General features: G+C 72.4%; 24 protein-coding genes. 15 read left to right on the top strand and 9 right to left on the bottom strand.

All coding sequences use genetic code 11. The features are described 5' to 3' along the window. Positions 1–20: 20 nt before the first annotated feature. The 4 genes from BCL76_RS33765 to BCL76_RS33750 all read right to left on the bottom strand — a co-directional run bounded on the left by BCL76_RS33765 (position 21) and on the right by BCL76_RS33750 (position 3,894). A complete protein-coding gene (locus tag BCL76_RS33765; RefSeq protein ID WP_181382851.1) occupies positions 21–983 on the bottom strand; it encodes an alpha/beta fold hydrolase in 963 nt (320 codons plus the stop codon). 138 nt (positions 984–1,121) lie between these two features. Beyond that, entirely contained in the window at positions 1,122–1,547 is a 426-nt protein-coding gene (locus tag BCL76_RS33760) for a secondary thiamine-phosphate synthase enzyme YjbQ (RefSeq protein WP_109783180.1), read from the bottom strand. 91 nt (positions 1,548–1,638) lie between these two features. Then, positions 1,639–2,466: a PaaX family transcriptional regulator gene (locus BCL76_RS33755; RefSeq protein ID WP_109783179.1), complete on the bottom strand. Its 828-nt coding sequence runs from the start codon at positions 2,464–2,466 to the stop codon at positions 1,639–1,641. An 84-nt stretch (positions 2,467–2,550) separates the two neighbouring features. After that, on the bottom strand, positions 2,551–3,894 hold the full coding sequence (locus BCL76_RS33750; protein ID WP_109783178.1) for a phytase: 1,344 nt from the start codon (positions 3,892–3,894) through the stop codon (positions 2,551–2,553). A 354-nt stretch (positions 3,895–4,248) separates the two neighbouring features. On the opposite strand from BCL76_RS33750, the gene BCL76_RS33745 reads away from it, so the two are divergent. The 3 genes from BCL76_RS33745 to BCL76_RS33735 all read left to right on the top strand — a co-directional run bounded on the left by BCL76_RS33745 (position 4,249) and on the right by BCL76_RS33735 (position 7,953). Continuing rightward, positions 4,249–5,640 (top strand): MFS transporter, encoded by a 1,392-nt coding sequence (locus BCL76_RS33745; RefSeq protein ID WP_258310069.1) that lies wholly within the window; start codon positions 4,249–4,251, stop codon positions 5,638–5,640. A gap of 133 nt (positions 5,641–5,773) precedes the next feature. Further along, positions 5,774–6,490 (top strand): response regulator transcription factor, encoded by a 717-nt coding sequence (locus tag BCL76_RS33740; protein WP_109783176.1) that lies wholly within the window; start codon positions 5,774–5,776, stop codon positions 6,488–6,490. Further along, positions 6,487–7,953 carry a sensor histidine kinase gene (locus tag BCL76_RS33735; RefSeq protein WP_219934007.1) on the top strand — a complete coding sequence of 489 codons (1,467 nt, stop codon included), beginning with the start codon at positions 6,487–6,489 and terminating at the stop codon, positions 7,951–7,953. Before BCL76_RS33740 ends, BCL76_RS33735 begins: the two co-directional genes overlap by 4 nt. A gap of 4 nt (positions 7,954–7,957) precedes the next feature. Here BCL76_RS33735 and BCL76_RS33730 read toward each other — a convergent pair whose 3' ends face one another. Further along, positions 7,958–8,935: a TAXI family TRAP transporter solute-binding subunit gene (locus tag BCL76_RS33730; protein ID WP_258310058.1), complete on the bottom strand. Its 978-nt coding sequence runs from the start codon at positions 8,933–8,935 to the stop codon at positions 7,958–7,960. A 157-nt stretch (positions 8,936–9,092) separates the two neighbouring features. Between BCL76_RS33730 and BCL76_RS33725 the strand changes: the two genes are divergently transcribed. The 7 genes from BCL76_RS33725 to BCL76_RS33695 all read left to right on the top strand — a co-directional run bounded on the left by BCL76_RS33725 (position 9,093) and on the right by BCL76_RS33695 (position 16,199). Continuing rightward, the gene (locus tag BCL76_RS33725; protein WP_109783175.1) at positions 9,093–9,416 is read left to right on the top strand and encodes a hypothetical protein; all 324 of its coding nucleotides are present in this window, start codon (positions 9,093–9,095) and stop codon (positions 9,414–9,416) included. 696 nt (positions 9,417–10,112) lie between these two features. Next, entirely contained in the window at positions 10,113–10,316 is a 204-nt protein-coding gene (locus BCL76_RS40165; RefSeq protein WP_258310072.1) for a hypothetical protein, read from the top strand. A gap of 392 nt (positions 10,317–10,708) precedes the next feature. Beyond that, positions 10,709–11,581: a PhzF family phenazine biosynthesis protein gene (locus BCL76_RS33715; protein WP_109783174.1), complete on the top strand. Its 873-nt coding sequence runs from the start codon at positions 10,709–10,711 to the stop codon at positions 11,579–11,581. 97 nt (positions 11,582–11,678) lie between these two features. Further along, a complete protein-coding gene (locus tag BCL76_RS33710; RefSeq protein WP_109783173.1) occupies positions 11,679–12,938 on the top strand; it encodes a serine hydrolase domain-containing protein in 1,260 nt (419 codons plus the stop codon). Between the two features lie 21 nt (positions 12,939–12,959). Beyond that, on the top strand, positions 12,960–13,922 hold the full coding sequence (locus BCL76_RS33705; RefSeq protein WP_109783251.1) for an endonuclease/exonuclease/phosphatase family protein: 963 nt from the start codon (positions 12,960–12,962) through the stop codon (positions 13,920–13,922). Between the two features lie 362 nt (positions 13,923–14,284). Continuing rightward, positions 14,285–15,025, top strand: coding sequence for a tRNA-dependent cyclodipeptide synthase (locus BCL76_RS33700; RefSeq protein ID WP_078913439.1), 741 nt, complete (start codon positions 14,285–14,287; stop codon positions 15,023–15,025). Then, positions 15,015–16,199, top strand: a complete 1,185-nt coding sequence (locus BCL76_RS33695; RefSeq protein WP_109783172.1) for a cytochrome P450 — start codon at positions 15,015–15,017, stop codon at positions 16,197–16,199. The genes BCL76_RS33700 and BCL76_RS33695 overlap by 11 nt, the downstream gene beginning before the upstream one ends. 148 nt (positions 16,200–16,347) lie before the next feature. On the opposite strand, the gene BCL76_RS33690 is transcribed toward BCL76_RS33695, so the two are convergent. Then, positions 16,348–17,181 (bottom strand): alpha/beta fold hydrolase, encoded by an 834-nt coding sequence (locus tag BCL76_RS33690; RefSeq protein ID WP_109783171.1) that lies wholly within the window; start codon positions 17,179–17,181, stop codon positions 16,348–16,350. Positions 17,182–17,258: 77 nt separating this feature from the next. On the opposite strand from BCL76_RS33690, the gene BCL76_RS33685 reads away from it, so the two are divergent. Both BCL76_RS33685 and BCL76_RS33680 read left to right on the top strand, forming a co-directional pair. Continuing rightward, entirely contained in the window at positions 17,259–17,876 is a 618-nt protein-coding gene (locus BCL76_RS33685; protein ID WP_109783170.1) for a hypothetical protein, read from the top strand. Positions 17,877–17,991: 115 nt separating this feature from the next. Then, complete coding sequence (locus BCL76_RS33680) at positions 17,992–18,522, top strand: hypothetical protein (protein ID WP_109783169.1); 531 nt, start codon at positions 17,992–17,994, stop codon at positions 18,520–18,522. A gap of 64 nt (positions 18,523–18,586) precedes the next feature. Here BCL76_RS33680 and BCL76_RS33675 read toward each other — a convergent pair whose 3' ends face one another. Next, on the bottom strand, positions 18,587–19,492 hold the full coding sequence (locus BCL76_RS33675) for an aminoglycoside phosphotransferase family protein (RefSeq protein ID WP_375137996.1): 906 nt from the start codon (positions 19,490–19,492) through the stop codon (positions 18,587–18,589). A 149-nt stretch (positions 19,493–19,641) separates the two neighbouring features. Here BCL76_RS33675 and BCL76_RS33670 point away from each other — a divergent pair, with 149 nt between their 5' ends. From BCL76_RS33670 to BCL76_RS33660, 3 genes are all read left to right on the top strand, one after another. Beyond that, complete coding sequence (locus BCL76_RS33670; protein WP_375137995.1) at positions 19,642–22,845, top strand: amidohydrolase family protein; 3,204 nt, start codon at positions 19,642–19,644, stop codon at positions 22,843–22,845. A 210-nt stretch (positions 22,846–23,055) separates the two neighbouring features. Continuing rightward, complete coding sequence (locus tag BCL76_RS33665) at positions 23,056–23,937, top strand: GNAT family N-acetyltransferase (RefSeq protein WP_109783166.1); 882 nt, start codon at positions 23,056–23,058, stop codon at positions 23,935–23,937. Positions 23,938–24,160: 223 nt separating this feature from the next. Continuing rightward, entirely contained in the window at positions 24,161–24,631 is a 471-nt protein-coding gene (locus BCL76_RS33660; protein WP_109783165.1) for a hypothetical protein, read from the top strand. 218 nt (positions 24,632–24,849) lie between these two features. Here the strand turns inward: BCL76_RS33660 and BCL76_RS33655 are convergent, their stop codons facing one another. Next, a complete protein-coding gene (locus BCL76_RS33655) occupies positions 24,850–25,254 on the bottom strand; it encodes a nuclear transport factor 2 family protein (RefSeq protein WP_109783164.1) in 405 nt (134 codons plus the stop codon). A 73-nt stretch (positions 25,255–25,327) separates the two neighbouring features. Continuing rightward, complete coding sequence (locus BCL76_RS33650; protein ID WP_181382849.1) at positions 25,328–26,119, bottom strand: class I SAM-dependent methyltransferase; 792 nt, start codon at positions 26,117–26,119, stop codon at positions 25,328–25,330. Between the last annotated feature and the right edge of the window lie 105 nt (positions 26,120–26,224).

The raw sequence follows: 26,224 nt of genomic DNA, 5'->3' as shown, positions 1-26,224 counted from the left end.
TCCCGCACCGGGAGCCCGGTCTACTGCTTCGCGTGGACGCGGCCCACGACGAGCCGGACGGCGTCGATCGTCAGGTCGGGGTCGTGCACCTGTACGTAGTGGTCGCTCCCGGTGGCCAGGAACTGCGGGGTCTGGTTCCCCAGCTCGACCAGCTTCTGCTGGACCTGGGGCCAGGCCCGCTCCAGGGTGTCAAGGAGGTCCTTCGGGGTTCCGGGCGCGGCGGCGAACGGTTCCGTCTTGCTGAGCACGGCCATGGGTACCGCCGGCAGGGGCGGCGCGGTGGTGACGGAGTCGATCGCGCCGTCGATGTCCACCCTCTCGAACGCGGGTCGCGTGTCGAAGGGGGTGCCGGGCCTGTTCAACAGCGCGCGGTACGCGGCCCAGCGCGTGCCGAAGAGGGCGCGGATGTCCGTACCGAACGCGTCGACGAAGACCAGCCCCGCGGTCTTGCGGGGGTGCCGCTGGGCGTAGAGCCGGGTGATCATCCCGCCGAAGGAGTGGCCGACCAGCACGTAGGGGCCCGGCACCCGTGCGGATGTCAGCAGCTTGTCGAGGTCGTCGGCCATCGCGGTGAGGGTGCGGATGCCGTCGAGGGGAGTGCTGCGGGTGGTGAGCGCCGGCGGCTCGGTGTACCGGACGGTCCCGGGCCGGTCGTAGACGCAGACCCGGGTGAAGGCCGCGACGCCGGGGAACACCGCCGGGGCCTTCGGTACGGGCGGCCGGGTGTCCGTGATGGTCCAGGTGTCGGAGGAGTCGTGCAGCCCGGATTCCAGGATGACGGTGGGGCTGCCGCTGCCCTTGCAGCTCAGGTAGATCTTCCGGCCGCCGCCCACCTCGACCTGGCCGGAGAAGTCGCCGGTGGCCGGTACGGATGAGGGCGCGGGCGGTGTGCCGTGCAGGGCGGAAGGACCTCCGCACCCGGGAACGGCCGCCGGCAGAGCCGCCGTCAGAAGGACGCACAGCAGCGCACTCCGGTGTCGCATCGGCTCTCCGGGTCCCTCGTCGGCGCCCCTCCCCCGATCATCCGGCACGAGGGCCCGCGGGCCCGGCATTGCCGGACCGGGAGTCGCAGCCCCTCGGCCCCGGGCGCTGGTGGCGGATACGCCATCAGGCCAACAGGGTCAGCAGCCGAGGAACGTCAAGCGGACCTGACGTCGGGGGTTGTCGCGGTTGGTGTCCACGAGGGTGACGGACTGCCAGGTTCCGAGCTCCAGCAGTCCGTCGATCACGGGCAGTGTCGCGTGGGGCGGGACGATCGCGGGAAGTACGTGGTCCCGGCCGTGGCCGGGAGAGCCGTGCCGGTGCCGCCAGCGGTCGTCGGCCGGCAGCAGGGACGCAAGGGCCTTCAGGAGATCGTCGTCGCTGCCCGCGCCCGTCTCGATGACGGCGAGCCCGGCGGTCGCGTGCGGCGTGAAGATGTTGAGCAGTCCGCTCCGGCCCCGCGCCACCTCCCCGAGGAACGACGCGCAGGCGTCGGTGAGGTCATGGACGGTCTCCCGGTCCCCGGTCGTCACGTCGATGGTGCGTGAAACGAAGGTGTCGGCCATGACCGCATCCTCGCGCCCGGGCTCCCCCAGGGCACGCACCCTCGGCCGGTGTCGGCCGACCCGGCCGGCTCACCCGCCCGGTGGTGCGGCCTCAGGCCTCGGTCAGGCCCGTGACCTCCCGTACGTGGCGCAGGCTGGGCGGGGCGAGCACCTCGTTCAACTGCTGGAAGATCTGTCGGGCGGCGACCGCGTTCCAGTCCGCCGGGAGCAGTTCGGCGGGCAGTCCGGGGTCGAGGTAGGGCAGGCGGCGCCACTGGGTGAGCATCGGGACGTAGTGGCGGAAGGCCTCGGCGCCGTCGATGGTGGGCCGTTCGGCGAGGCGTGCGGCGACGGGGGCGTAGGCCTCGGTGAAGCCGGCGTACTGCTCCTCGATCGCCGGGAAGTCCCACCAGGAGCTGACCGTGCCGGGCAGGTCGCTGAAGGCCGCGTACTCGGCGGCGAACAGGTGCACGTACTCGCTGAGCCCGAGCCGGACGAGCATGTCGCGGGCGTCCGCGAGGAGGCGGCCGGGCGCCAGCCAGACGCCCGGGGCGATGTTCCCGAAGCCCAGCCAGGTCAGCCGGGTGCGCAGCTGGTAGCGGTGGGAACGCTCCGACTCCGGTACGGAGAAGACGGCCATGGCCCAGCCGTCGCTCAGCTTCGCCGGTTCCAGGCTGCCGAAGATGCGCCGGTCGCCCTCGTCGAAGACGGGCTGCGCGCCCGGGCTGAGCCGGTACCCGGTGGCGCCCCGACGTTCCGGTTCGAGGACGCCCTTCTTCTTGAGCCGGGAGATCGCCGAACGCGCCGCCGGGGCGTCCACGTCCAGCTCGGACATCAGGGTGATCAGGTCGGCGACCGAGATCCAGCCTCCGAGGCGTCGCAGGAACGCCCCGTAGACCGTGTTGATCAACGAGCTGGGCCTGAGGGGACTGTCCGCCATGATCGCCTTCCGTCGTATGCGGTGGCGATCCTATCGACCTGGGCGAATGCGGTTCCGCCCAGGTCACGGTCCCCGGTGGCGGGTTCAGAGGTGGGCGGCCCGCTTCAGGAGGCCGAGGTCGACGAACTTGAAGTCGGTGTCGGTGCGGGCTTCGCCGTCGGCTCCGGTGGTCGCGGGGGTGTTGTGGCCGTCCTGGACGACCAGCAGGCCGTCGGGGAACCTCTTGCCCAGCGGGGCGGTCGTGACGGCGGCGCCGTCGCACTCCTGCGAGCCGTCCGGCGACCCGGGCTTCGCGGCGTCACCGATGCGGAACCCGCTGACGTAGGCGTTGCCGTGCTCGCGGTCGAAGACGGCGAAGGTGTCGTCACCCTGGCTGGAGGCGAGCAGGTAGCCGCGGCGGCCGGGCTGCTTCGGGTCGCGCCAGATGGTCAGGCCCTCGACGTCGGCGGAGACGTGCCGGCCGCCGAAGCCGGGGTCGACGCCCGCGTCGCACTCCTCGGTCCCGGGGTTCCAGGTGCCGGGCACGCCGAAGGAGCGGACCTTCTCGACGAGGCGGGCGGGGGAACGCAGGTCGGCGTCGAGCTTCCAGATGCCGACGTCCTCCTGACCCGCGTAGAGGTCTCCGGTGTCGGGGTCGACGACCATGCCCTCGACCTGGGGCCGCTCGCCCGGTTCGCCGCACGGGGTCCAGGTCTTGCCGTTCGGCAGGGTGAAGGTGGCGGGCAGGGAGGTGGTGCGGACGGTGCGGTAGCCGACCTTGCCCTGGGCGTTCGGCCGCAGTTCGGCCAGCGCGAGGTCGGTGGCGTGGCGCCGGCTGGTGACCGCGTACGAGCGGCCGCTGCGGCGGTCGGTGTACGCGGCCAGGCCGTAGGCGGTCCGCTGGTCGTTGACCTCGTCCTGGCCGCTGGAGAAGACCTGTGGGGCGGCCGTCTCGTCGGTGACGTCGACCAGCGGGGCGGTGGGCCGCTTCGGGTCGATCCGGTAGACGCGCAGCTGGTCACGGCCGCGGTCGGAGACGACGGCGACGTCGTGACGGCCGTCCGGGAAGCGCAGTCCGCTGATCAGGTCGACGTTGTTGAAGCGTCCGGGCTTGTCGCCGTCCCTCGGCGGCGCGGGCGCGGGCAGGGACTGCACCTGGCGTCCGTCCAGGTCGTAGACGCGCAGGCCGCCTTCCTTGGCGGTGGCGATGACCAGGCTGGCGTCGGGGTTAGCGGCGTTGCGCCAGATCGCCGGGTCGTCGGCGTTCGCGTTGCCGCCGGCCTCGTCGTCGAAGAGGGAGGGCGTCTCGACGGAGGCCGTCACCCGCGGCAGCGAGGGTGCGGTGCCGCCGTGGTCCGCGTGGGCGTGCGCCGGTCCGGCGACGGCCCCCAGGGCCACCATGGCCGCGACGGCCACGATCGGGGTCCGCCTGCTCGGGATCACGCGCATCTTGCCTCCTGTTGGGGTACTGGGTGGGGCCGGCCGGGTGGTGCGCCGGGGTCCTCCAAGGGGCCCGGGGAACCCCGGGATCTGCCGGCGTCCCGCGACGGGCCGCCCCCACCGTGGGCCACGTTCGGGTGACGGCCATGGAGCAGGCATGACGTGCGCATGACTGAATGGTGAAATCCGGCGGCCCCGAGGCCTCCCCAGGAGCTTCCTTAGCGGAACGTTAGATCTGCGTGGCGGACCTTGTCCGGGTACAACGGCCGCCGCATGCTCTGGACACTCCCCCATCGCCGGGGCAGTTCTGCCGTCCCTCATCAGGGACTTCTCTCTGGAGCCGCCATGTCCTCGTCCGTCGTCATGCCCGCGTCGCCGCCCGGGGACAAGCGCAGGAAGCGCCGTCTGGCCCTGGTCGGCGGCTCGCTCGGCAATCTCGTCGAGTGGTACGACTGGTTCGTCTACGCCAGCTTCGCGATCTACTTCGCCGATTCCTTCTTCCCCGGCGACAACCCCACCACCCAGCTGATGAACACGGCCGGTATCTTCGCCGTCGGCTTCCTGATGCGTCCCGTCGGCGGGTGGATCCTGGGGCGCGCAGCCGACCGGCACGGGCGCAAGAGCGCGCTCACCCTCACCGTCACCATGATGTCGGTGGCCGCCCTGCTGATCGCCGTCGCCCCGACCTACGGGCAGGCCGGGTACTTCGGCGCCTTGGTTCTGCTGCTCGCGCGGCTGCTCCAGGGGATGAGCATCGGCGGCGAGTACGCGGCCAGCGCCACCTACCTGACCGAGGCGTCGGCCCGAAACCGGCGCGGCCTGGGCTCGTCCTTCCAGTACGTCTCGATGACCTGCGGCCAGCTGCTCGGCCTGGGCATCCTGATCACCCTTCAGCACACCCTGACGACGGCTCAGTTGGAGAGCTGGGGCTGGCGGATCCCGTTCCTCGTCGGGGCGTTGTTCGCGGTGGTCGTCTTCTGGCTGCGGCGCCGGCTCCAGGAGACGGACGCCTTCAAGGAGGAGACGGCATCGGCGCCGGGCGAGGAGGCCCACGACGACAGCACGCGCGGCACGCTGAAGGCCCTGTGGCACTACCGGCGGCAGGCGGGGCTGGTCATGGCACTCACCCTCGGCGGCACCGTCGCGTACTACACCTACACCACGTACCTCACCAAGTACCTGGTCGGCAGCGCGGGCATGGAGAAGACCACCGCCACGCTCGTCAGCTTCACCGCGCTGACCCTCTTCGCCGTACTGCAGCCCTTCGCCGGCATGCTGTCGGACCGGATCGGCCGCCGGCCGCTGCTGATCACCTTCGCGGTGGGCTGCACCGTCGGCACGTACCCGATCATGACCGCCCTCGGATCGGCGTCCTCCTACTGGTCCGCGCTCGGGCTGTCCCTGCTGGCCCTGGTCATCGTCACCGGCTACACGTCCATCAACGCGGCCGTCAAGGCCGAGCTGTTCCCGACCCGGGTGCGCGCGCTGGGCGTGGCTCTGCCGTACGCGATCGCCAACGCGCTCTTCGGCGGCACGGCGGAGTACGTGGCGCTGTGGTTCAAGAACAGCGGGCACGAGAAGATGTTCTTCTGGTACGTCTCCGGGTGCGCGCTGATCTCCCTCGTCACCTACGTGCTGATGCCGGACACCCGCAATGCCGCCCTGAGCCGTGCCGAGGCCGAGGCCGACGGCGAGCGCGAGGGGGAGCCCGAGCGGGACCGGCCGGCGGCGGCTCCCGCCGAGACCGCACGCTGATCGTCCGACGCGGTGGCCCGGTGGGCGGCTCCCGTAAGCTGCTGCGCCGGGCCACGGGGATCCGGACCCGATGGCTCCGCCAGAGCGGCTCCGGCACGTCGGGGCCGCGGTCACAGGTCGCGAGGGACTGTCTATGCACGCGCTTCTCGTCGAGGACGACGACCGCATGGCCCAGGCCCTCGGCACGGCGCTCGCCCAGCGGGGGCACACCGTCCGCCGGGTCGGACGCGCCTTGGACGCCCTGCGGCACGTGCGCGAGGCCGAGTTCGTCCTGCTCGACCTGGGCCTCCCCGATCTCGACGGGTTGGAGCTGCTGCGGCGGCTGCGTACCGTCTGCGACGCGCCGCTGATCGTGGTGACGGCACGCTGCGAGGAGCGCGACATCGTCCAGGGGTTGCGGGCGGGGGCCGACGACTACGTGGTCAAGCCGTTCCGGATGGCCGAGCTGATGGCCCGGATCGACTCCGTACGACGCCGGACCGATCCGCACCCCGGCCGTCCGGACCCGGGGGACCCCGCCGCGGCCGGGTCCCGGCCCGTGCGCGCGGGCGATGTCGAGGTGGATCTCGCCGGTCGCACCGTCACGGTGGCGGGAGCCGAAGTACGGCTCACCCGACGTGAGTTCGATGTACTGGCCTTCCTGGCGGCCCGCCCGGACGAGGTGCATTCCCGCGCGGTGATCCTGGACCGGATCTGGGGCGACGTCTTCCTCGCGGCCTCCCGCTCCTTGGACGTCCATGTGGCGGGCATCCGCGCCAAGACCGGCCGCTCCGGGCTGGTACGCACCGTCCGCGGGTTCGGCTACCAGCTCGGCCTCCCGGGACCGGACGCGGGGAGCGGCGAACGGTGAGGCGCCGGCTGCTGGCGGTGCTGATGGTGCTCATGGGGGCGGCGGCGTTGCTGCTCTGCGTTCCGCTGGCCGATGCCTACGCGCGGGGGCGCACCGAGCACCTGCTCCTGCAACGGCGTTCGGAGGCCGTACGGTTCGCCGACCTCGCCGACCGGATGCGTACGCCCGCCGACCGGGCGGAGCTGGCGGCCGAGATCGGCCGCTACGCGCAGCTGTACGGAGCCGGGGTGGTGGTGGTCGACTCCGCGGGGGCGATGGTGGCACGGGCCGGGACCGGTCCGGCGGCGCAGGCCGCCACGAACGCGGCCACCGACGCCGATTCCGCCCGGGGCGGCTCCTCCGACGGGGCGGACGCGCGCCGCCGCGCACTCACCGGCCGCTCGACCGACCGGCTGCCCACCTTGCGCCCTTGGGGGCCCCGCACCGTCGTGCTGGCCGAACCGGTGGGCCGGGACGAGCGGGTGAGCGGGGCGGTCCTGCTGGCCGTGCCCACCGAGGCCGCCCGCCGGGACGTGACGGTCCGCTGGTCGCTCATCACCGCCGGGGCGTTCGGCGCCTTCGCGGCAGCCGCTCTGGTCGCGGCCGGGATCGCGCGCTGGCTGATGCGCCCGGTCCTGGACCTGGACCGGGCGGTGGAGCGGCTGACCGCCGGCAGCCTGCAGGCCCGGGCCGTGTCCGACACCGGTCCGCCGGAACTGCGCCATCTGCGGCAGCACTTCAACACGATGGCGGAGGCGATGGCCGACTCCATCGGTCGCCAGCGTGACTTCGTCGCCGATGCCTCCCACCAGCTACGCAACCCGCTGGCCACGCTGGTGCTGCAACTGGAGAACGTCGAGCCGCACATCGCACCCGGGCCGGGCCTGGCCGAGCACAGCCGCGCCCTGGACGAGGCGGAGCGCCTGGAGGAGTTGCTGGACGGCCTGCTGGCACTGGCCCGTGTGGAGTCGGCGACGGCGGAGCTGGGCGAGGAGGACGTGTCGCGGGCGGTGCGCGAGCGGGTGGCGGCCTGGACGCCGGTGTTCCACGCCGCGGGGGTGGAACTGCTGATCACCGAACTCACCGAGGGCCTTTCGGCCCGCGCCCTGCCCGACGCGGCGGGCCGGATCCTCGACGCGCTCCTCGACAACGCCGTCAAGTTCGTCCCGCGCGGTGGCCGTGTCGAGGTGCGCGCCACGCGGGCGGCGGACGCGAGCACCGTCGGGGCCGTCGTCGTACGGGTCACGGACGACGGCCCGGGCGTGCCGGAGGAGCAACTGCCTTTGCTGCTGCGCCGTTTCGCACGTTCTCCGGAACACCAGAACGTCCCCGGCAGCGGCCTGGGGCTGGCCATCGCCGACGAGATCGCCCGGATCAGCGGCGGCCGGCTCGACGTCGGCGGCCATGAGCCCCACGGCCTGGCGGTGGAACTCCGACTCCCGGCCCCTGGTCCTGTGCCTGCTCCTGCTCCTGCTCCCGGGTGACGACCTAGCCGTACACGGACCGGTAGTGGGCGACCGCGCCGGGGTGCAGCGGCACCTGACCGGTGGAGATGGCGAACCGCGGCTCCAGTCGGGCCCCTGCCGTCACCTCCCGCAACAGGTCGCGCCACCGGTCGAACACCACCTGGAGCAGGTCCCGTGCGACGCCCTGCGGTACATCGGCCCGTGCCAGCAGGTAGTTGCCGACCCCGATGGTTCCCACCGGCTCCGTCAGCCCGTACACCCCGGCCGGCAGTGTGACCGCCGTGTAGACGGGGCCGTAGCGCTCGCGGAGCGCGCCGACGTGGGCGTCGAGCGGCAGGAACCGCAGCGGCAGCTCGCGGGCCAGGTCCGCCAGGGCCGGTGTCGGCACCCCTCCGGACCAGAACAGCGCGTCGACCGAGCCCTCGCGCAGGGCGCTCACCGAGGGGGCCAGGCCCAGTTGCCGCTCGTCCGCCGCGGCTTCCGACGCGGGGGCGCCGCTCAGCCCGGTCGCCCGTAGAACCCGTTCCGCCACGACCTGTACCCCTGAGCCCGCCGCGCCTGCCGCGACCGGGCGCCCGGCGAGATCCCGCACGGAGCGCACCGGCCCGTCCGCCCGGACCAGCAGGTGCGTGTAGTTGACGTAGACCCTGGCCAGGGCCGTCGCGACGGTGGGCCGGGGGAACGGCTCCCGTCCGAGCACCGCGTCCTCGGCGGCGTCCGCCATGGCCAGGGCCAGCTCGACGGAGCCGTCGTCCAGCTTTCGCAGGTTGTCCACGCTGGCGGCGGTGCTCACCGGAACGATCTCGATCCCGCGACCGCTCGCCGCGACGGCCCGTGCGAGGGCCTGCCCGAACGCGTTGTACGGCCCGCCCTCGGGCCCCGTCGCGAGCCGTAGCCGCCGTACGGGTCCGGAACTCCCCGAGCAGCCGGCCGGCGCCCCCGCCAGGACACCGAGGCCGACACCCATCAGCCGCCGCCGGGTCACTTGTGTGCTGGTCACGGCGGAAGCCTAGGCCCTCCTGCCCGCCCCGGACGGCGGATGCCGGCAGGCCCGGGAAATTGCCGATGTCAAGCCACGAATATTCGGATCATGACGCAATTCCTACCGACGGGTTCCCTGAAGAGGGGAAATCCTTCGCACGGGAAAGCAGACTCCGATGAAGATCGTGATAATTATTGCCGCCCTGACCATCGCCACGTCTTCCAGCATCATGTACATTCAGCACCTTTCGAGGGGCGACGGAAATCGATTCATGCCCCCGATATTCCTGAACCGTGGAATCGTTCCGTCCGGGATCGACGCACTCTACGGGCTCACATTGGGTGCGAGCGTGGTTCTGCTCCACAGCGCGCTGCCACTGTGGGCGAGTCTTGCCGCCTTCTGGGCGGTGACGGTACCCGCCGTGGAATTGCTTCGCCGCCGCCACAACCACCGGATCGGAAAGATCGCCGCCTCACCCGGAGATTCCGATTCCCCCTAGGACCGGCCCGGCGCCGACACCCCACGAGCACGGAGGCGGTCGGGGCGCTGTGATCGATCCATTGACCTCGGGACCGTTCCGGGGAGGGAGGACCTGTGACGACGATGACAGCGTTCGACACCTTTGAGCGTCGAGCGTGGGCCGCACAGGCCGATGCCTACGCGGGCAGTTTCGGCAAGCTCTGCGCGTACCCGGTGCCCGGCTGCTCGACGCCGCCGGGCACCGGGCACGCGCGTGCTCGACATGGGGTCGGGTACCGGGACCGCCGCCGAAGGCGCGGGCGAGCGGGGAGCGAAGGTGACGGCGGTGGACGCCGAACCGAGATGGTCGCCGTGGCCGCCCGGACCGCACCGGCGGCCGAGGCACACCTTGCTACCCGCCCACCCTGCCGTACGCCGACGGCGCGTTCGACACGGTGATCGGCAACTTCGTCGTGAACCATGTCGCACGACCTCGGGCAGCCCTGGAGGATTTGCGCCGGGTGACCCGGCCGGGCGGGCGATCGGCCGTCACGCTCTGGGCGGCCCCGGCGGCCTCCGGGCAGACGTTGCTCGGACGAGCGGTCCAGGCGGCGGCTGTCGGCCGAGGCACACCTCACGCATCGGCTCCCGACGACGAGTTCTCTCGCCGTGCGCAGGACTTCGCCGCGCTGCCGACCAGGGCAGGTGTGCGGGACGCCGGCTGCGAGACCCTGCTGTGGGACCACCGGACGACTTCCGAGGAGTGGCGGAGCGGTCGGCCGCCGCCATCGCCACCGTCGCGCAGATCGTGCGGAGCCGATCGACCGAGGTCGTCGAGTCCGCCAAGGTTCATCTCGACACGCTGTGCCTGGAGTTCACCGACCAGGCGGGCGGGCTCGTGCTGCCCCATGCCGCGCTCCCGGCGCACGGCCGCGCCTAGGACTGGAGACGCTCGCGTGATCCGAGGACGAGGCGAGGTGCCGTGCCGGGCGTCGCGACCCGGTCAACCCAGCCGGTCACAGCACCAGGCCGACGCCTGACCCGGCACCTAGGCTCTCTCTTTCGAATTGCCGGGGCCTGCGTCGCCCGGCACCGCACCTCGCGGCGTTCTCGGAGCACCCCGGTACGTCCGGTACACGGGCGTGCCTCGGCCCCGCGGCCCCGCCCAGCGGTAGCCGGCGGAGATGCAGGGCCCCGGACAACGCGGGCCCGGCCGACAGGATCCGAAAGAGACGGCCTGGCCACGCTCCGCGCCGGAGCCGCCCCGCGTGCGGCGCCGGAACCGCCCCGCCGCGGACGCCCCCCTCCCCCGCCCCCGGTAGCGTCGCCGCCATGCGCTACCACCACGTCGACGTGTTCACCGACCGTCCCTACAGCGGCAACAGCCTCGCGGTCTTCCCCGAAGCCGATCCGCTGACCGGCGGGCAGATGCAGGCGATCACGCAGGAAATGCGGCACTTCGAGTCCGTGTTCCTGGTGCGCGACAGCTCGCCCGGGCGGCCACGCACGTGGCGGGCGCGGGTGTTCGACCTCGCGGGGGAGCTGGAGTTCGCCGGGCACCCTCTCATCGGCGCCGCCGCGGTACTGCACGCCCTCCACGGCGACGGCGACCACGAGGCCTGGACCCTGCGCCTGCCCGGCCGTCCGGTGCAGGTCTCCACCGAGCGTCGGGGCCCGGGCCGGTACGAGAGCCACCTCGACCAAGGCGCGGCCACCTTCCTGGGTAGACCCGACCCCGAGGGGCTGGCCGGCCTGTTCGCCCTCGAACCGGCCGACCTGGACCCGGACCTGCCCCCGGAGGTGGTCTCCACGGGCCTGCGGTACCTGGTGCTCCCCGTACGCGGCGACGCGCTGGCCCGCGCCCGCGTCGTCGAGGCTCTCGACGCGCCCCTGGCCCGTATCGGCGCCGAGTTCGCCTACCTGCTGGACGCCGCGGCCATGGAGGGCAGGCACTGGAGCAACGACGGGCTCCTGGAGGACGTCGCCACCGGGAGCGGAGCGGGCTGCGCCGCCGCCTATCTGCGTAGCCACGGCCGGATCGGCGCCGGGGAGCGGAGCCCGCTGCGTCAGGGCCGCTTCACCGGGCGCCCCAGCACGATGACCGTCAGCGCGGACGGCCACGGCCGGGACATCCGCCCGGTACGCGTCGGAGGCGGTGTCGCGCTCGTCGGGGAGGGACATCTGCGCGAGCTCCCGGCGTCCTGAGGCCCCGCGGCGGCTTAGAGCTCACCGCGCGATCGGGGGCACCCGGACCTACGCTGATGGTGTTGCCCGGGTCCCTCGGACGGCAGGAGACCATGCCGTGAAGCCAACCCACCTCCGGCTACGCCGGGCCTGCGTGGCTGCCGCCGCGACAGGAGCGCTCATCGCCCCGGCGGCCGCGGGCTCCGCGGCGGGGGCGTCCGCTCCCGAACGATCCACCTCCGGCTACGCGGCCGCGGCCGCGGCCCCCACCCCTCCCCCGTCCTCGGACACCGATACCGGCTTCACGCCGCTCACACCCGCGGTCGCGGCGCAACTCGACGCCGCCGTGCGTCGGGTCATGCGCGAGGCACGGGTACCGGGTGTGACGGTCGGCCTCTGGGCCCCCGGCAAGGGAAGCTACCTGCGGTCCTTCGGCGTGGCGGACAAGGCGACCGGCGCGCCGATGACTCCCGACCTCCACGTGCGCATCGGCAGTGAGACCAAGACGTTCACCGTCACCGCTCTCCTCCAGCTCGTCGACCAGGGCGAGGCGGGCCTGGACGACCCCATCGGCAGGTACGTCGCAGGGGTTCCCAACGGTGACCGGATCACCCTGCGGCAACTGGCGGGCATGCGCAGCGGGCTCTTCAACTACAGCCTGGACGAAGGCTTCGTCAAGAAGTTCGAGGCCGATCCGGAACAGTCCTTCACCCCGCAGCAGTTGCTCGACGTCTCCTTCGCGCACCCCGTGCAGTTCGAGCCGGGCGCGGAGTTCGACTACAGCAACACCAATCTGATCCTGCTCGGCCTGGTCGTGGAGAAGATCACCGGCAGGCCGCTCCACGAGGTGATCACCAAGGACGTCCTGGGACCGGCCGGGCTGCGCAGCACGGTGTTCCCCACGAGTCCGGCCCTGCCGACGCCCTACGCGCACGGCTACACCGACCAGACGGCCTCGGGCGAGGTCGAGGACGCGACCGGCTGGAACCCGTCCTGGGCCTGGGCCGCCGGAGAGATGGCCTCCGACGTCCAGGACCTGCGCAGCTGGGCCCGCACCCTCGCCACCGGCACGTTGTTGAAGCCCGCGACGCAGGCCGAACGCCTGAAGACCACCCCGATGAACATCCCGGGTGCGGGCTACGGACTCGGCATCTTCGACGTCCAGGGCTGGATCGGCCACAACGGCTCGATCCCGGGCTACGAGGTGCTGCCCGTCTACCTGCCGTCGGCACAGGCGACGATGGTCATCGTCCTGAACACCGACAGCCTGTACAAGGGGCAGGAGCCCAGCACGCTGTTCGGCGAGGCGGTGACCTCCATCGTCACCCCCGATCACGTGTATCCCGGACACAAACCGGTGGTGCCCAAGTCAGGTTGACGGCGAGGAGCAGCCGTGAGCGTGGTCATCGGTACGTGGAACCTGGAGAACCTGTGCCGCCCACTGCCCCCGGGCGGCCCACCCTCGAACCGCTGCGCCGCCAAGGACGAGGCCACCTACCAGGCGAAGCTGGAGACCTTGGCGGCCACCATCGACCACCTCGCACCGGATCTCCTCGGCGTCCAGGAGGTGGGCAGCCGTGAGGCGTTGGCCGATCTGGTCGACCGGCTCGACGGCGACTGGCACATCGCGCTCTCCACGCACCCCGACCGCCGCGGCATCCGGGTGGGGTTCCTCAGCCGCCGGCCGCTCACCGTGGTCGAGGACCGGACCGCCTTCCCGGACCACCTCCCGCCCGTCCGGGTCGAGGACGACGGAACCATGATCAGGAGGATGGGTCGTGGCGGCCTGGTCGTCCGTTGGAGTCCCGCGCCCGGCCACACCATGGGAGTGGCCGTCTGTCATCTCAAGTCGAAGCTGCTGACCTTCCCCGGCAACCGGCACAGTACGGACGACGAGCAACTGCGGGCCCGCTACGCCGCGTACGCCCTGTACCGCCGGGCCGCGGAGGCCGTCACCATGCGCTTCGTGGCCGACCAGCTGTTGCAGGGCGACGGCCGCAGGCACGAGGTGATCGTGATGGGTGACCTCAACGACGAGTTCAAGGCCGCCACGACACAGATCCTGTACGGGCCGCCCGGCTCGCAGATCGGTACCGGTGGCTTCCCGGACACCGACCTCGGCGATCCGCGCCGCCTGTGGAACCTCGCGCCACGCATCCTGGAACAGGGCGGTTTCTCCCGCGTCTTCGACGGCCAGAAGGAGCTCATCGACCACATCCTGGTGAGCCAGGCCCTGTTGCCCCGTCTGGAACGGGTCTTCACCGGCCCGGAGCGGCTGCCGACGGTGGACGGCGCGCACCCGGCCGCACCGCACGACAGCCCCTCCGACCACGCCCCGGTCCTGGCGGCGCTCGCCTACTGACCGGCTCCGCTTTCCTCGGCGGTTCCCGGTCGGCCCGCCCCTCGCGCGCGCCGACCGGAAAGGCCGGTACAGCAAGGGGAGGCTGATGGTCCTTCAGCACCGACCCACGACCTGAATCGGCCGGAATCGGCCGGGAGGAATTCCGGTCGGCCGACCGATTTCACGCCGGTGGACATTCCGGAAACAGCCGGTGAAACACAGCCGCCCGGCCGCCACCGGGCCCCGGATCGGCCGTGTTCAAAGGATGCCCGGGTCAACCGAGTCGTCCGACAGATGAGTTACTACCCAGAACACATGGAAGGTCGCTCAGAGTTCGGGTAGCTTTCTGTCACGTCGCCGCCACACCCGGGGCACAGGGCCCCATGGGACTAGCGGCACAAAGGACCCGACCCCTGTTGACGACAGCAACCGAAGTCTTCACAGTCCGGCCGTACACCCCGCATTGCCAGGTGATCAGCACCGAAGGCGATCATGCCGTCATAGGTATTTCCCCGGGGAACAGCTACTTCTCGGCCCAACGTGTCAATGACCTTGCCCACTGGGGCCTGCGCAATTTCGAGCAGGTCGATCTCATCTACACCGACATGCACGTGGCAGAGATGTACGAGGCTCTCGGCTACGGCGAGGACGAAGCACGACGCAAGGCGGTGAAGAACCTGCGCGGCGTTCGCGCCAAGGTCAACAACGCCGCCGCGGAGGCCGATCCCACCGGCGTCCGCCTGCGTGCCCGCCCGATGTCATCCCTCACCGACATTCCCGCCTACCGGGCGCTCCACCGTCACCTGACGAACCTGCTGGACACCGACCCGGAGTTCCGCAAGACCAGCAACTCACTGGTCGACGCGTTCCTCTCGTCCAAGGTCCTGAACGGGAAGGCCGCGACCACGCGGCAGCGTGACGTGTGCCTGGAGTACGTCTGCGCAGAAATGCCGCTCTTCCTCGACACGCCGGCCATTCTCGGCGTGCCGTCCTCCCTCAATTGCTACCACCAGCTCCTGCCCATGGCGGAACTGCTCTACTCACGCGGCTCGGGCCTGCGCGCTTCGCGCAACCAGGGTCACGCCATCATCACCCCCGCCGAAGGAGCTTCCGATGTCCACTGACACCCTGCTCGACTTCCCCTTCTCAGCGCGCGGCGACCAGCTCCCGCCCGAGATCGAGGAACTGCGCAGCGAGCCGGTGAAGCGGGTTCGCACGATAGCCGGCGACGAAGCCTGGCTCGTCTCCTCCTATCCGCTGGCCAAGCAGGTCCTCGAAGACCCCCGGTTCAGCCTGAAGGACACCTCGGCACCCGGTGTGCCTCGCCAGTACGCGCTGACGATCCCGCCCGAGGTCGTCAACAACATGGGCAACATCACCGGCGCGGGACTGCGCAAGGCCGTGCTCAAGGCGATCAACCCCAAGACCGACGGGCTCACCGACTGGATGCGCGCCCAGGCCACCGACCTGGTCGACAGCCTCCTGAGCCACGGGGCGCCGGTCGACCTGCGCGGCCAGTTCACCAACCCGTACGCCGAGAACCTGCACTGCCGCATCCTCGGCGTTCCCGAGTCCGACGCGCCGCGTCTCGCGGCCAGCCTCGACATCGCGTTCATGAACTCCGCCTGCCCGGTGACCGGCGCCAAGCTCAACTGGGACCGCGACATCGCCTACATGGTGGAGCGGCTCGACGACCCCACCACCACCGGCCTGATCGCCGAGCTCGCCGCGCTGCGCAACGACCCCGACTACGACCACCTGACGGACGAGATGCTCGCCACCGTGGGCGTCACGCTGTTCGGCGCGGGGGTCATCTCCACCATGGGCTTCCTGACCATGGCGATCGTCTCCCTCCTCCAGAACCCCGAGATGTGGGAGCGACTGCGCAAGGAGCCGGAGAAGATCCCGGCCGCGGTGGACGAACTCCTGCGCATCAACCTGTCGATCGCCGACGGCCTGCCCCGGCTCGCCCTGGAGGACGTCACCCTCGGCGACGTCGAGGTGAAGAAGGGCGAGCTCATGCTCGTCCTGGTCGAGGCGGCCAACACCGACCCCGATGTGTACCCCGACCCGCACGTCGCGGACATCGACCGGCCGAACGCCGGCACGCACCTCTCCTTCGGCGGCGGACAGCACTACTGCCCGGCCACCGCTCTCGGCAAGCGGCACACCGAGATCGCCATCGAGGTGCTCCTGGAGAAGATGCCCAACCTCGCCCTCGCCGTGCCGGTCGACCAGCTCGTATGGCGTACCCGCTTCATGAAGCGCATCCCGGAGCGCCTGCCCGTGCTCTGGTGAATCGAGTCGGCGCGCGGGACGACGCGCCTGCCCGATGACGGCCCCGGCCGGGGGAATTCGGCCGGGGCCGTCGCCCTGCCCTCCGACCCTGCCCTCGCAACGGCCCGCGCCCGGGACGGGGCCGCCCGCCCGCGCGCCGTAGCGGGACCTACGTGAGGAACTCCGCGGTGGTCGCCACGAATCGGTCGGCGTCGTCGAGCCAGGGGTAGTGACCCGCGCCCGGCTGTACGACGAGCGTGGCGTGGGGAAGCAGTCCGGCGAACTCGGCCACCGACCGTGGGGGGCTGTTCAGGTCGAACTCCCCCGCGAGCAGCAGCACAGGGTTTTGCCAGATGGCGAGCGCGGCGCGGGTGGCCTCCGGGTCGAAGGCGCCCTCGGCCGCGAAGAGGGCGACGGCTTCCTCGTTGTCCGGCCGGGCCGCTGCCTGGTGCCGCCGCGCCGCGGCGTCCCAACGTCCGTGGAAGAAGGGGCTGATGGCGTCCCGGTCGCTACCGGTGCCGATGCCCTCGGTGATCGCCTCCAGTGCGGTGTACGCCTCGGGGTACCAGGGCTCGCCCTTCCGTAGCCGTGCGAGCTCGCGTCGGCTCTCCCCGGTGATCTCCACGCCGACAGCCCGGGTGCCGGGGGTGATCAGGGCGAGCCTGCGGACCCGGTCGGGGTACCGGGCCACGTACCGCGCGGCGAGGTTCGCGCCGGCCGAGTGGGCGAGCAGGTCGATCCGGGCGAGGCCGAGGTGCTCGCGCAAGGCCTCGACGTCCTCGACGAGGCGGTCGCAGCGGTAGGAGGTGGTGTCCTCGGGGACCGCGGACCGGCCGGTGCCTCGCAGGTCCAAGGCGATCAGCCGGCGATGCACGGACAGACCGCCGAGGTCGCCGAGGTAGGCGGAGTCCGCCGGGCCTCCGGGGACGCAGACGAGTGGCTCGCCGCTTCCTTGGATGCGGTAGGCGAGCCGGGTTCCGTCAGGTGCGGTGAAAGTGGGCATGCCGCGGATCCTGCCAGTCATAACCTGGTTGTACAACCAGGTTATGAAGGCGGCGCGCCTCGGTGTATAACCGAGTTGTGGCAGATCGAGAGAGTGACCCAGGGACACCCGGAACCCTGACCGAGGAACAGGCCGTGCGGATGCTCGCCGGTATGAACGAGGTCATCCGCGCGGGCGAGGAGATGCGGCAGCTGCGCGCCGAGATGATCAAGTTGTTCGCCGGCTTCGGCTGGACGCAGGGCACGATCGCCCGGATCGCGGACATGAGCCAGCCGGCCGTCTCCAAGCAGGTGGCGAAGTACGCGGGCGAGGACTGCGCACCGCCGATGCGGCTCGCCCTCGACCAGTACGACACCCCCTGGCTCGAAGGGCGCCTGTGGGGGCTCGCGGAGGCGGTCGTCGAGGTCGTCGACACCTCACGCTGCGCCCGCCGCGTCGACGACCTCGCCCGGGGCCGGTGGCGCTTCACGCCCCGCACGGTGGACGAGCTGCGGCGCCTCCTCGAGGACGACCTGTCACGCCATCACGCGGAACTGCCCGCCGGCTTCCGGGCGGCGTACGACGAGATCAGCCGCGCTCTCGACGTCCCGCCCAAGGCGACGACCGGCACCCCGGCGCCGGCCACGGCCTCGGCCTCGGTCCGCCGCACCCTCGCCCACCAGCTGCAGCGCGACCGGCTCCGGGACGAGCACTGATCGGCCTGATCCTGGACCGATTCCGGCCCCTTCCGGGATCCGGCGCCGAAGGGCCGCCGTGAACTGCTGAAGTGGGTACCGCCAGCACGCCGATCCTGACAAGGGGAAGATCCTCATGCGCAGTCGAGTCCGCGGCACCCTCGCCACCAGCTTCGTCGGTACCACGGCGGCCCTCGTCGCCCTGCTCGTCCCCGGCACCGCCCACGCCGCCCCGGCGAAGCTCAGCCATGCCTCGGCCGTGAGCAAGCTGAACGCGACAGGCGGTATCGGCCTGTCCTCCAGCGGCGGCTGCAGCAACCGGAACAACAGCACGTGCACCTCGCTGGAGCAGGTCAACGCCGCCACCATCAGCGACGTCAGCGTCCTGCGCAACGCGAGCCACTGCGCGCTCACCATCACGGGCGGCACCGAGGTGGGGCACGCCTCGGGCACCTACAGCCACTGGAACGGCTACAAGATCGACTTCAGTCCGACCAGCTGTGTCAGTTCGTACGTCACCGGCAGCTTCACCCGCATCGCCGACCGCGGTGACGGCGCCGCCCGCTACCGGTCCGCCGCGGGCAACGTCTACGCCCGAGAGGGCAACCACTGGGACGTCACCTTCTGCGGCGGCAGCGCGGCCTGCACCGCCTCGGCCAGTTCCTGAGCGCCGTACGACCGCCGAACGGCAGGGCCGGGTCCGGCGCACACCCGCCGGGCCCGGCCGGGCCTCACCCTCGGACCTCCCCCAGCACCTCCCTGATCACGTGCCGGGCGTTGGTCGCCATCGTCGGATTCGTCGTGCGGTAGTAGGGCAGCGCGATCAGTGCCTGGGAGAGCATCCGCCCCCGGCCGCGGCGCCAGGTCACGTCGTCCACGTCGAGCTCCGCGCGGAAGACCGCCCGCGCATCGGCCGGCAACAGGTTCCACGCGGGGAAGAGATCGCAGGCCGGATCCCCCACCCCCATGCACCCGAAGTCGATGACCGCACTCAGCCGGCCCCCGGACACCAGCAGGTTGCCCGGCGTCAGATCGGCGTGCAGCCACACCGGGGGTCCCTCCGGTTCCGGGGCCCGCACCGCCTCCTCCCATACGGCGGCCACCCCATCGCAGTCGACGCCCTCCTCCGGGATCTGACGCAGTTGCTCGATCGCGGCCCGGGTCGGCGCGTCGAGCAGGGCGAGCGACCCGCCTCGGTAGGCCTTCGGTGCCCCCGACAGGGTCAGGCTCCTCAGCGCCGCCACGAAGCCGGCCAGGTCGCGGGCCAGTGCCACGGGCTGGCACAGGGCCCCTGCCTCGGGGTTCTCCCCCGCCAGCCACCGCAGGACCGACCACGACCAGGGGTATCCCTCGGCGGGCTCCCCGGCCCCGAGGACCTCCGGGACGGGCGTGGGCAGTCGGCGTGCCAGGCGCGGCAGCCACTCCCGCTCCATCGCCACGTCCTCGGCGCCGCCGGCCAGCATCGGCAGCCGCACGACCATGTCGTCACCCAGCCGGTACATCACATTGACCGTGCCGCCCGACGGCAGCCGCGTCACGCTCAGATCGGCCCACCGGGGGAACTGCCCGGCGATCAGCCGGCGTACGAGGTCCTCGTCGACGGGGTGCGCCCCGGCGTGCATCTGTGCAGTGGTCATGGACCACCATCCGATCTCCGACGGTCCACCAGGTCAAACCCTTTTCCCGACGCACCCGCGCGGCGCCGTTGCCCGATCGGGGTCGTGATCGTTTGGGTGGCTGACAGGACATGCGGGGCAGTCATCCACGGACGGGGCGAGTGGTCGGGGTGCGCATCACGAGAAGGACCCTTCTGCGGGCGGCTTCGACCGGCGCCCTCGCGCCGCTGCTCGGTCGCGCGCACCAGGCGTGGGCCGCGCCCGGTGGAGTCGCCCGGACCGACGCGGCCGAGGACCTGGTCAGGCTGCGCTTCACCCGGGCGACCAACGGCGCGGCCACCGCCACCGCCTCCGGGGACCGGGTCGTCGCCGAGGTGCAGGGCGTCCTCTGGTCACTGCCGCCGGACGGTTCCGCCGCGACGCCGCTGACCCCGCCCGACCTCGAACCCGGCCGTCCGGTGTTCTCCCCCGACGGCAGCCAGGTGGCGATGAGCGCCTACCGCGGCGGCGGCTTCCACATCTGGGTCATGAACGCGGACGGCTCCGGCCTGCGCCCGCTCACCGACGGCCCGTTCGACCACCGCGCACCCGCCTGGTCACCCGACGGCCGCAGCCTCGCCTTCTGTTCCGAGCGCGGCGGCGATCCGGTGGCCGGAAGTCCGTACCGGATCTGGGTCGTCACCGTCACCGGCGGCCGCCCGCGCCGGCTGACGGGACTGCCCGGGCAGGACGGTCCCGGCCAGGACGGCGCGTGGGAGGACTTCGACCCGGTCTGGTCGCCGGACGGCTCACGCGTGCTGTTCGTACGCGGTACGCCCGCCGGGGAAACCCTGACCGCCCGGACCATCGCCTCCGTGGCCGCGGACCCCGCCGCCACCGACCCGGTCCGGGTCGAGCACAGCGTCACCGACGGCAGGTTGCTGGCTCCCGCCCTTTCCCCGGCCGGACGCACCGCCTGGCTGTCCGCGGCTCCCGGCCCCCGCAAGGCCGAGAACCTCTCCCTCGTCGTCGACGGCCGGCCGGTCCCCCTCGACGGCGACCTCGCGCCCGCTCCCCCGCGCTGGATGGGCGACGACCGGCTGCTGATCACCCTCGACGGCCGGTTCCGGGTGATCCGCCCGCACGGGGGCGAGGGCGCGGGCGGCGCCGATGTCCGCGAGATCCCCCTCGACGCCACCCTCGAAGTGCCCCGCCCCCGCTATCGGGTCAAGGAGTACGTCCTGGAGGCCGACCGGAGTCTCCCCGTCCGGGGCATCCACCTGCCCGCCCTCTCCCCCGACGGCCGCAGCGTCGCCTTCGCCGCGCTGAACGCGCTGTGGGTCGTCCCCGTCACCGGCGGCGCACCCCGCAAGGTCCTCCAGGCCCCCGTCACGGCATACGTCCAGGGTCCGGTGTGGAGCCCGGACGGCCGTGCGCTGGTCTACACCGACGACCGCGACGGCCTGAACACCGTGCGCCGCCGGGAACTCGACACAGGCCGGGAGAGCGTCCTCGCCGCGGGCGGCCGCGTCTACGGGGTGCTGTCGCCGGACGGCACCCGGCTCGCCGCCCTCGACCTCGCCGGCCGACTCCTCGTCCGCGACCTCGCGACCGGGACCGAGACCCCCCTGGTCGCGGCCCTCGGCGGCGGCGGTCTGCCCGGCCCGCCCAGTTGGTCGCCCGACGGCCGCCACCTCGCCCTGTGCGACCGCAACCGGCTCAGCCGGCGCTTCCGCGAGGGCTACAACCTCATCCGGATCGTCGACACCGACACCGGGGCGGCCCACCTGCACGCGCTCGCCCCGCACACCTCGCTCGCGGACCGCTACGCGTCCGGCCCGGTCTGGTCGCCCGACGGCCGCTTCCTGGCCTGCGTCGCCGAGTCGGCCCTCTGGCTGCTTCCCGTAGCCCCCGACGGCGCCCCGACCGGGCCGGCCCGCCGCCTGACCGACGAGCCCGCCGACCATCCTTCGTGGTCCGGCGATTCCCGCACCCTGCTCCACCAGTCCGGTGCGCGGCTCCGCCTGCTCTCCCTCGACGGCGCGGGCGTACCGATCGGGGCGCCCCGGACCGTTCCCGTCTCCCTGAACTACCGGCGCCCCACCCCCGTGGGCACCGTCGTGCACGCGGGACTGCTGTGGGACGCCACCGGCTCCCCACCCCGCGCCGACGTCGACATCCTGATCGGCGGCGGCCGGATCACCGCCGTCGAACCGCACCGGTCGGGCCGCCGCGCCACCCGCACCGTGGACGCCTCCGACGGCACGGTCCTGCCGGGCCTGTGGGACTCCCACGTCCATCCGTACCCCTACACCTACGGGGCACGGCAGGGCGCGCTGCACCTCGCGTACGGGGTCACCACCGTGGTCTCGCTCGGCGGCTCCGCCTATGAACAGGCCCGGCTCCGCGAGGACATCCGGGCCGGACTGCTCGCCGCTCCCCGCATGCTGGCGGGCGGGGAGCTCCTCGACGGCTCGCGGGTCGCCTACAGCATGGGGCGCGCGCATCGCACGCCGGCGGGGTTCGCCCGCTCGCTGGCCCGGGCCGCGGCGCTGGACTGGGACTTCGTCAAGACGTACGTGCGGGCGCCGTACCCGTACATGGCCGAGGCGGCCCGGTTCGCGCACGAGCGGCTCGGGGTCCTGGCCGGCTCCCACCTGTGCGCCCCCGGTATCCGGTCCGGGCAGGACCTGACCACGCATCTGGTGGCGACCGAGCGTGCCGAGTACGGGCACGGCGCGACCCCGCGGGGGCACACGTACCAGGACACCCTGGAGGTCTACACGCACGGTGGTTTCGACCTGATCGCCACTCCCTTCACGGCCCTCCCGTCGATCGGCGCCGACCCGGCGCTCGCCGACGACGTCCGGGTGACGTCCCTGATGCCGCCGTGGGACGTGGCGGCCGTGCGGGCCGCGGCGGCCACGCCGCCGAGTGCGGAGCAGAGCCTCGCCCTGGAACGGGAGGTCGGTGTCTACCGGAGTGTCATCGCGGGCGGCGGGCGCGTGGCGCTCGGCACCGACGCGCCACTCACCCCGGTCGGCCTCCATCTCCATCTGGCCCTGCGGGCCCTGCACCGGTACGGCTTGTCGCCGGCGGAGGCGCTGACGACGGTGACGCTGACCCCGGCCCGGATGTTCGGCGTCGCGGACCGGCTCGGCACGGTCGAGCCCGGCCGGATCGCCGACCTCACCCTGATCGGGGGCCACCCCTTCACCGACTTCGACGACCTGGTCCGCGTCCGGGGAACCGTCCGCGGCGGGACGCTCCACGAACGGGGCGCCCTGGAACGGTCCTTCACCCCACCGGCCGCGGAGCATCAGGACTGGCGAACGGTCCTGGACCAGATGCTGCGCGACGGCTGCTGCACCCCGCCCCACCAGGCCGGGCACTGATCGACGGGACGGGTGGCCGTGACCGCACGCTCGCACCGGCCTGTCGATAATCCTTTGCCGAGGAGCCGATGGGCCGGCTAGATTCTCCGAGCCGGCCGATGCCGTTCGGGACCGGCACCGTCGACGAGGAGGTGTGGAGCACATGCGCAGGAGTGCCCGGCAGTTGAGTCCGCGTACCGCCCCTGGCCACTTCCTCACGACGGAGACACCTTGTCGTCTCGCATCACCCCACTGACCGACCCCGCGCACGGCCCGAACAGCCGGCGTCTTGCATGGCTGGCGTCCGACGCCGATTCCGTCCCTCTCGGAACCGCCTTTCTGCGCCTGTTCAACAGTCCCGCACAGGAGCACCTGGCCGAGCTGACCCTCCAGGTCCATCCGGCGGAGCGACGCCGGCACGTCGGCTCGCGGCTCCTCGACGCCGCCGTGGCCGCTGCCCGGGCCGATGCCCGGCGCTGCGTCATCGCGCAGGCCGAGGCCGGCTCTCCAGGCGACCGATTCCTGCCGACGCGCGGTTTCAGGAAGGTCCTCACCATGAGGTTCACGCGCTTGGCGCTTGCCGACGTGGACACCACCGCCCTCGCCCGTATCGTCGAGCATCCGCATGCCGGCTACCGGCTGATGTCGTGGGAGGGGACCGTGCCCGACGGCCTCGCCGAGACGTTCGCCGACTCGCGTCGCGCCATGGACGACATGCCCATGGACGACACCGACTACGGCACGGTGACCTGGGACGTGGACCGTGTCCGCGCCGCGGCGAAGGCGGTCGAACAGCGTGGCGACCACTTGCACACCGTCGTCGCCGTCGCCACCTGCGACGACTCGGTCGCCGGGTTCACCGAGCTGGTCGTCCCCGGCGACGGCACAGGTGATGGCCAGCACTACGGCACCGGCGTGTTGCCCGAGCACCGTGGGCACGGCCTCGCCCGATGGATGAAGGCCGAGTCGATCCGACACGCGCACGGGCGCCACCCAGGCCTCGGCGGCCTCGTGACCGACACCGCCGACAGCAACACGCACATGAGACAGGTCAACGACAGTCTCGGCTACACGCCCACGCACACGACACACCAGTACCAACTCGACCTCTAGCGGCGGACGGACGGGCCGGACCGAACATCACATCGTCCGGCCCGTCCGTCGGGCCGTGCTGTCGGTGGTGGTGACTACGCTCGCCGCTGGAGCGGGTGCGCGCCGGTCCGCGGGCCGCCGCGGGCGTCCTGCTGGACGCGGACGGGGCCCGCCGGGACGGTGCATGGGCCTACACGTACACGGACGGCGAGTTCGGGCCCCCGGGGATCAGGATCCTGATCCCGTGGCGGGCGGCCTCCGGCCGGTGGGGACGGCGCAGCTGGACTTCTCCCGCGACGAGCGGCTGCCCGAAGCACCCGTGTGGACGGCAGTGCCACGCGGCGACGGCGGGGTCACGGTGGTCCGGACGGCGAGCCTCGGGCTTTCGCCGGCCTGGAAGCTGCGCTGGCTGGTGGCGGACGCCGCGACCGAGGACGGTCCACGGTGCAAGGACCTGTACGACGCCGTGCTGCCGGCCGAGGCGGGCCGGGAGCGGATCCTCCCGGCGCCGCCGCGCCTGGCCGGCGTACGGGTGGACGAGCGGGCGTGGCAGCGCTTCCGCGCGACCCACCCCGGGATGCGTGGGTCGGCCGCCGCCTGCCCGCCCGGCTCCGCACCGCACTCGCCCCGTGCGCCGCGGCCTGAGCCCGCTCAGGCTTCGGCGGCGGCGGTCCGCAGGTCCTCGTCGAGCCGGACGAACGAGCGGTCCCGGTGACACGCGCAGGCCGGCAGACCCGCCCGGCCGACGTCCCCGCTCCAGGCTGCCTCGCCCCGCGGTCGGTGGGCGCGATGTCCACCACCGTCCCGGCCTCCGCGGGCAGTGCGGTGGTCCGGACCGTGCCGTGCACGGGGCTCCGGGCGTCGCCGTCGCGGCCCAGGGCCGTCCCCGGAACTCGCCTCGAAGGCCGCACCGGAGCGTCCGGCCGGCTGTGATCAGGGCTGGTCGTACCAGGCGAAGGCGGCGATCCGCCAACCGTCCTCGGTGCGGACGAACTGGATGGTCTTGGTCCCGGCCCCCTCGAAGGGCTTGCCGTCCAGGGTCCCGGACTTGCGGTACTCCCCGAAGCGCGAAGCGATGTCGCCCACGATCTCGGTCCGTTCGGAGGTCTCCCACTCGGAGAACTCGACGAGGCGCCCGCCGGCGGCGAGCAGCCGTCGGCGCGGCTCGATGAACTCGTCCACGGTGTAGACCGTGAACTGCGGGCCGGTCATGGTGATCACTCCGCCCGGCAGGACCAGCCGCCGGATCCGGTCCAGATCGGCGGTCTTGCCACCACGGTTGTCGAAGGCGCCGAAGAACTCGGCGGTCACCACGTCTATTTGGGCCTTGGACGACATGGCGCGACAGTAACACCGGGGCCCTCCACGGCGTGCCGCCGCAGACGTCGCTTTCGTAGGTCGCCTGCTCGGATCAGGCCGCGAGCGCTGTTGTGATCACCAGGGGCGGGGCGGCCCGCTCGGCCGACCACGCGCGGCCGGTGAAGAGGTCCGGGTCGGCCACGGTCCGGGCCTCGTCGACGGTGGGACGGTGCTGGACGACGTCCCGGAATCCCGCGCGTTCCAACAGCGGCGGGAGGGATCCGGCGGGCCACGCGTGGTTGCGTACGTCCTGCCAGGAGCCGTCGGTGCGCCGCAGCCGTACGGTCAGCTCGTCGCCCGGCGCGTACACCTCGCCCGGGTCGCCGATCCGCAGCGAGGCGTACTCCCTGCCGCCGCGGTCGGGATCGGTGGCCAGCAGGACGAACGGTGCGCCCGGCCGCAGAAGTCGGCGGATCTCGGTGAACACCCCGAGCACGGCCGCCTCGGTCGGCAGCGAGGCCAGTACGTGGTTGCACATCACCGCGTCCGCACAGGCGTCCGGCAGGTCGGTCACGCGGCCGTCCTCGACCAGGTGGTACTCGGCCACGGCGGTCGCCGAGCCGCGGGCCAGTGCCAACATCTCCGGGGAGGTGTCCACCCCCAGCACCCGCACGCCGAGCCGCCTGGCCGCCTCGTCGGCGACCTTGCCCGGACCGCATCCGTAGTCCACGAGGACCTCGCCGGCGCGGATGCGGCGGGCGAGGGCCCGGAAGACGAACGGATAGCCGAGCAGCCGGTCCGTGGCCGCGTCCACCGCCGCGAACGCCTGCGCGCCTTCCCGCCCGGACCAGGCGCCGCCGTCCTCGACGCCACCCTGCCCGCGTCCTTCCGACCTGTCGCTCACCACCCCACTATCGACCCACCGCGGTCGTACGGCGGTGGAACGACACGGGGCTCCTGCTCGTGTACGGCCGCCGGGCCGGCCGGGAGCGTCCGCGGGTGATGCCGG

It is taken from the genome of Streptomyces sp. CG 926 (assembly GCF_003148825.1).
GTDB lineage: Bacteria > Actinomycetota > Actinomycetes > Streptomycetales > Streptomycetaceae > Streptomyces.
Note: the sequence above shows the minus strand (reverse complement) of the source record. Positions and strands in the feature narration are given on the sequence as shown.

Bases quoted from the DNA above. Each gene is read 5' to 3' on its own strand.
- BCL76_RS33745 (WP_258310069.1), top strand. From the start codon at position 4,249: ATGCCCGCGTCGCCGCCCGGGGACAAGCGCAGGAAGCGCCGTCTGGCC.
- BCL76_RS33680 (WP_109783169.1), top strand. From the start codon at position 17,992: ATGCGCAGTCGAGTCCGCGGCACCCTCGCCACCAGCTTCGTCGGTACC.
- BCL76_RS33655 (WP_109783164.1), bottom strand. From the start codon at position 25,254: ATGTCGTCCAAGGCCCAAATAGACGTGGTGACCGCCGAGTTCTTCGGC.
- BCL76_RS33675 (WP_375137996.1), bottom strand. From the start codon at position 19,492: ATGACCACTGCACAGATGCACGCCGGGGCGCACCCCGTCGACGAGGAC.
- BCL76_RS33700 (WP_078913439.1), top strand. From the start codon at position 14,285: ATGGGACTAGCGGCACAAAGGACCCGACCCCTGTTGACGACAGCAACC.
- BCL76_RS33690 (WP_109783171.1), bottom strand. From the start codon at position 17,181: ATGCCCACTTTCACCGCACCTGACGGAACCCGGCTCGCCTACCGCATC.
- BCL76_RS33740 (WP_109783176.1), top strand. From the start codon at position 5,774: ATGCACGCGCTTCTCGTCGAGGACGACGACCGCATGGCCCAGGCCCTC.
- BCL76_RS33760 (WP_109783180.1), bottom strand. From the start codon at position 1,547: ATGGCCGACACCTTCGTTTCACGCACCATCGACGTGACGACCGGGGAC.
- BCL76_RS33695 (WP_109783172.1), top strand. From the start codon at position 15,015: ATGTCCACTGACACCCTGCTCGACTTCCCCTTCTCAGCGCGCGGCGAC.
- BCL76_RS33755 (WP_109783179.1), bottom strand. From the start codon at position 2,466: ATGGCGGACAGTCCCCTCAGGCCCAGCTCGTTGATCAACACGGTCTAC.
- BCL76_RS33725 (WP_109783175.1), top strand. From the start codon at position 9,093: ATGAAGATCGTGATAATTATTGCCGCCCTGACCATCGCCACGTCTTCC.
- BCL76_RS33750 (WP_109783178.1), bottom strand. From the start codon at position 3,894: ATGCGCGTGATCCCGAGCAGGCGGACCCCGATCGTGGCCGTCGCGGCC.
- BCL76_RS33715 (WP_109783174.1), top strand. From the start codon at position 10,709: ATGCGCTACCACCACGTCGACGTGTTCACCGACCGTCCCTACAGCGGC.
- BCL76_RS33765 (WP_181382851.1), bottom strand. From the start codon at position 983: ATGCGACACCGGAGTGCGCTGCTGTGCGTCCTTCTGACGGCGGCTCTG.